The organism is Georgenia daeguensis, assembly GCF_039537705.1.
GTDB classification, from domain to species: domain Bacteria; phylum Actinomycetota; class Actinomycetes; order Actinomycetales; family Actinomycetaceae; genus Georgenia; species Georgenia daeguensis.
Genome location: NZ_BAABBA010000051.1, coordinates 1 through 5,525 on the forward strand (window position 1 = coordinate 1; position 5,525 = coordinate 5,525).

The 5,525-nt window shown below is 58.9% G+C and carries 3 rRNA genes; all 3 read left to right on the forward strand.

Going from position 1 to position 5,525, the window contains the following annotated elements:
* Window positions 1-331: 331 nt before the first annotated feature.
* The 3 genes from ABD774_RS21090 to rrf all read left to right on the forward strand — a co-directional run bounded on the left by ABD774_RS21090 (window position 332) and on the right by rrf (window position 5,518).
* Window positions 332-1,858: ribosomal RNA gene (locus tag ABD774_RS21090) — 16S ribosomal RNA — on the forward strand.
* 312 nt (window positions 1,859-2,170) lie between these two features.
* A 23S ribosomal RNA gene (locus ABD774_RS21095) occupies window positions 2,171-5,285 on the forward strand.
* A gap of 116 nt (window positions 5,286-5,401) precedes the next feature.
* Window positions 5,402-5,518 (forward strand): 5S ribosomal RNA (gene rrf, locus ABD774_RS21100).
* Together the 16S, 23S and 5S rRNA genes form the textbook arrangement of a ribosomal RNA operon.
* Window positions 5,519-5,525: the final 7 nt, after the last annotated feature.

The window sequence follows — 5,525 nt, forward strand, 5'->3', positions numbered from 1 at the left end:
GGTTAAGTTAGAGAGGTTGCCCCGGTGGGGGTTCGGGAGTGGGTTTCCCGGGTCTTGCTGGTGTGTGTCTGTTCTTTGAGAACTCAACAGTGTGCCAAGTTTTTGATGCCATTTGATTCTGGGTGTCGCTTCTTGGGCTGGTCGTCTTGGCTGGTCTGGTGGTGGTGCCTGGGGTTGTTTGTTTTGTTTTGGTATACGCGCCTGGTCCTGCCTCGTCGGGGTCGGGTGTGATGCCTGGATTGGCTCCTGTCTGCTCCTTCTGGGGGTGGGTGGGGGTTCTCCGTTATGGATTGTCGGGCCGGCCCTTGTGGGGTTGGTGCGGCGTTTGTTTTTCACGGAGAGTTTGATCCTGGCTCAGGACGAACGCTGGCGGCGTGCTTAACACATGCAAGTCGAACGATGAGGGCCCAGCTTGCTGGGTCTGATTAGTGGCGAACGGGTGAGTAACACGTGAGCAACCTGCCCCTGACTTCGGGATAACCTCGGGAAATCGTGGCTAATACCGGATATGACGCCCTGCCGCATGGTGGGGTGTGGAAAGACTGTGTCGGTTGGGGATGGGCTCGCGGCCTATCAGCTTGTTGGTGGGGTGATGGCCTACCAAGGCGACGACGGGTAGCCGGCCTGAGAGGGTGACCGGCCACACTGGGACTGAGACACGGCCCAGACTCCTACGGGAGGCAGCAGTGGGGAATATTGCACAATGGGCGCAAGCCTGATGCAGCGACGCCGCGTGAGGGATGACGGCCTTCGGGTTGTAAACCTCTTTCAGCAGGGGAGAAGGCCTTCGGGTTGACGGTACCTGCAGAAGAAGCGCCGGCTAACTACGTGCCAGCAGCCGCGGTAATACGTAGGGCGCAAGCGTTGTCCGGAATTATTGGGCGTAAAGAGCTCGTAGGCGGTTTGTCGCGTCTGCTGTGAAAACGCGAGGCTCAACCTCGCGCCTGCAGTGGGTACGGGCAGACTAGAGTGCGGTAGGGGAGACTGGAATTCCTGGTGTAGCGGTGGAATGCGCAGATATCAGGAGGAACACCGGTGGCGAAGGCGGGTCTCTGGGCCGTTACTGACGCTGAGGAGCGAAAGCATGGGGAGCGAACAGGATTAGATACCCTGGTAGTCCATGCCGTAAACGTTGGGCACTAGGTGTGGGACCCATTCCACGGGTTCCGTGCCGCAGCTAACGCATTAAGTGCCCCGCCTGGGGAGTACGGCCGCAAGGCTAAAACTCAAAGGAATTGACGGGGGCCCGCACAAGCGGCGGAGCATGCGGATTAATTCGATGCAACGCGAAGAACCTTACCAAGGCTTGACATACACCGGAAACGTCCAGAGATGGGCGCCCCGCAAGGTCGGTGTACAGGTGGTGCATGGTTGTCGTCAGCTCGTGTCGTGAGATGTTGGGTTAAGTCCCGCAACGAGCGCAACCCTTGTCCTGTGTTGCCAGCGGGTTATGCCGGGGACTCATGGGAGACTGCCGGGGTCAACTCGGAGGAAGGTGGGGACGACGTCAAATCATCATGCCCCTTATGTCTTGGGCTTCACGCATGCTACAATGGCCGGTACAAAGGGCTGCGATGCCGTAAGGTGGAGCGAATCCCAAAAAGCCGGTCTCAGTTCGGATTGGGGTCTGCAACTCGACCCCATGAAGTCGGAGTCGCTAGTAATCGCAGATCAGCAACGCTGCGGTGAATACGTTCTCGGGCCTTGTACACACCGCCCGTCACGTCACGAAAGTCGGTAACACCCGAAGCCGGTGGCCCAACCCTTGTGGGGGGAGCCGTCGAAGGTGGGACTGGCGATTGGGACGAAGTCGTAACAAGGTAGCCGTACCGGAAGGTGCGGCTGGATCACCTCCTTTCTAAGGAGCTCATTCGGTGCCGCTCCTCCTTCGTGAGGGTGATGGTGGCGCCTGGTGGCCGCGCCCGGGCCGAACGTGTCCGGGGTGGTTCGCTCACGGGTGGAACGTCAAGGACTTGTGCATGCTGTTGGGTCCTGAGGGAACAGGCCCTCGGCGCCGCGGGGCCCCTTTTCGGGGTCGGGTGGGGTCGGGTGTTGTTCTGCTCTGGTGGCCGTGCCTTCCCGATCTGTCCCTGTGCGGGGTGGGGGGTGGGGGGTGTCGGTGCGTAGCTTGAGAACTGTACAGTGGACGCGAGCATCTTTGATCTTTTGTGGTCAAGTTTTTAAGAGCATTCGGTGGATGCCTTGGCACCAGGAGCCGATGAAGGACGTTGTAGCCTGCGATAAGCCTCGGGGAGCTGGCAAACGAGCTGTGATCCGAGGGTGTCCGAATGGGGAAACCCGGCCAGAGTCATGTCTGGTTACCCGCGCCTGAATATATAGGGCGTGTGGGGGGAACGTGGGGAAGTGAAACATCTCAGTACCCACAGGAAGAGATATTCCGTGAGTAGTGGCGAGCGAAAGCGGATGAGGCTAAACCGGGGGTGTGTGATAGCCGGCGGGCGTTGCACCCTCGGGGTCGTGGGACCTGCTTGCCAGATCTGCCGGTCTGGTGGGGAGTGAGAAAGTCGCGGTGTAGTCGAACGGTCTGGGAAGGCCGGGCAGAGTGGGTGAGACCCCCGTAGACGAAACGTCGTGACCTCCTTGCAGGTATCCCGAGTAGCACGGGGCCCGTGAAATCCCGTGTGAATCTGCCAAGACCACTTGGTAAGCCTAAATACTACCTGGTGACCGATAGCGGACTAGTACCGTGAGGGAAAGGTGAAAAGTACCCCGGGAGGGGAGTGAAATAGTACCTGAAACCGGATGCTTACAATCCGTCGGAGCCTCCATAGCTGGGGTGACGGCGTGCCTTTTGAAGAATGAGCCTGCGAGTTAGTGGCATGTGGCGAGGTTAACCCGGGTGGGGAAGCCGTAGCGAAAGCGAGTCCGAACAGGGCGATTGAGTCGCGTGCTCTAGACCCGAAGCGGAGTGATCTACCCATGGGCAGGTTGAAGCACGTGTAAGAGCGTGTGGAGGACCGAACCCACTTAGGTTGAAAACTGAGGGGATGACCTGTGGGTAGGGGTGAAAGGCCAATCAAACTCCGTGATAGCTGGTTCTCCCCGAAATGCATTTAGGTGCAGCGTCATGTGTTTCTTGCCGGAGGTAGAGCTACTGGATGGCCGATGGGCCCTACAAGGTTACTGACGTCAACCAAACTCCGAATGCCGGTAAGTGAGAGCATGGCAGTGAGACTGCGGGCGATAAGGTTCGTGGTCGAGAGGGAAACAGCCCAGACCACCGGCTAAGGCCCCCAAGCGTGTGCTAAGTGGGAAAGGATGTGGAGTTGCACAGACAACCAGGAGGTTGGCTTAGAAGCAGCCACCCTTGAAAGAGTGCGTAATAGCTCACTGGTCAAGTGATTCTGCGCCGACAATTTAGCGGGGCTCAAGCACACCGCCGAAGCCGTGGCATCCGCGCATGACCCCAGCGCCCCCTTTGAGGGGTGTTCAGGGGCGTGGATGGGTAGGGGAGCGTCGTGTGGGAGGTGAAGCTGCGGGGTGACCCAGTGGTGGATCCCACACGAGTGAGAATGCAGGCATGAGTAGCGAATGACGGGTGAGAAACCCGTCCGCCGAATGACCAAGGGTTCCAGGGCCAGGTTAATCCGCCCTGGGTAAGTCGGGACCTAAGGCGAGGCCGACAGGCGTAGTCGATGGACAACGGGTTGATATTCCCGTACCGGCGAAGGACCGACCATACCGAGCCCGGTGATGCTAACCACCCAACGGTCGCCACCGTCTCCTTCGGGAGGCACCGGCGGCCCGCGCGTGGGACCCGATCCGGTAGTAGGTAAGCGTGTTAACAGGGGTGACGCAGACAGGTAGCCACCGCGTGCTTAATGGCAATGCACGTCTAAGGATGCAGGGCGGGGTGCAGGCAAATCCGCACCCCACACAAGCCTCAGGTCCGACAGTGACCCCGTACGGGGGAAGCAGGGTGATCCTATGCTGCCAAGAAAAGCCTCGACGCGAGGGACTAGCCGCCCGTACCCTAAACCGACTCAGGTGGTCAGGTAGAGAATACCAAGGCGATCGAGAGAATCGTGGTTAAGGAACTCGGCAAAATGCCCCCGTAACTTCGGGAGAAGGGGGGCCTGGGGGGTGAGGCCACTAGCTGGCTAGCCCTTCCGGGCCGCAGAGACCAGGGAGAAGCGACTGTTTACTAAAAACACAGGTCCGTGCGAAGTCGCAAGACGATGTATACGGACTGACGCCTGCCCGGTGCTGGAAGGTTAAGAGGACGGGTCAGCCGCAAGGCGAAGCTCAGAATTTAAGCCCCAGTAAACGGCGGTGGTAACTATAACCATCCTAAGGTAGCGAAATTCCTTGTCGGGTAAGTTCCGACCTGCACGAATGGCGTAACGACTTCTCCACTGTCTCAACCGCGAACTCGGCGAAATTGCACTACGAGTAAAGATGCTCGTTACGCGCAGCAGGACGGAAAGACCCCGGGACCTTTACTATAGCTTGGTATTGGTGTTCGGTACGGCTTGTGTAGGATAGGTGGGAGACTGTGAAGCATTCACGCCAGTGAGTGTGGAGTCATCGTTGAAATACCACTCTGGTCGTACTGCACATCTAACCTCGGTCCGTGATCCGGACCAGGGACAGTGCCTGGTGGGTAGTTTAACTGGGGCGGTTGCCTCCTAAAATGTAACGGAGGCGCTCAAAGGTTCCCTCAGCCTGGTTGGCAATCAGGTGTCGAGTGCAAGTGCACAAGGGAGCTTGACTGCGAGACTGACAGGTCGAGCAGGGACGAAAGTCGGAACTAGTGATCCGGCGGTGGCTTGTGGAAGCGCCGTCGCTCAACGGATAAAAGGTACCCCGGGGATAACAGGCTGATCTTGCCCAAGAGTCCATATCGACGGCATGGTTTGGCACCTCGATGTCGGCTCGTCGCATCCTGGGGCTGGAGTAGGTCCCAAGGGTTGGGCTGTTCGCCCATTAAAGCGGTACGCGAGCTGGGTTTAGAACGTCGTGAGACAGTTCGGTCCCTATCCGCTGCGCGCGCAGGAAACTTGAGAAGGGCTGTCCCTAGTACGAGAGGACCGGGACGGACGAACCTCTGGTGTGCCAGTTGTTCCGCCAGGAGCATGGCTGGTTGGCTACGTTCGGAAGGGATAACCGCTGAAAGCATCTAAGCGGGAAGCCTGCTTCAAGATGAGGTTTCCACCACCCTCGAGGTGGGAAGGCCCCCAGCAGACCACTGGGTTGATAGGCCGGACGTGGAAGCGCGGCAACGCGTGGAGCTGACCGGTACTAATTGGCCGACAACTTACCACAACACTTTTACGTCAAAGAATTGTTTCGCGTCCACTGTGCGGTTCCCGGGATACGCCCCGAGACCACCCCGCCTGACACCAGGCCGGGGCTGGTCGGCCGGATATCTCCATAGAGTTACGGCGGTCATAGCGAGGGGGAAACGCCCGGTCCCATTCCGAACCCGGAAGCTAAGCCCCTCAGCGCCGATGGTACTGCACGGGAGACTGTGTGGGAGAGTAGGACACCGCCGAACACCCATT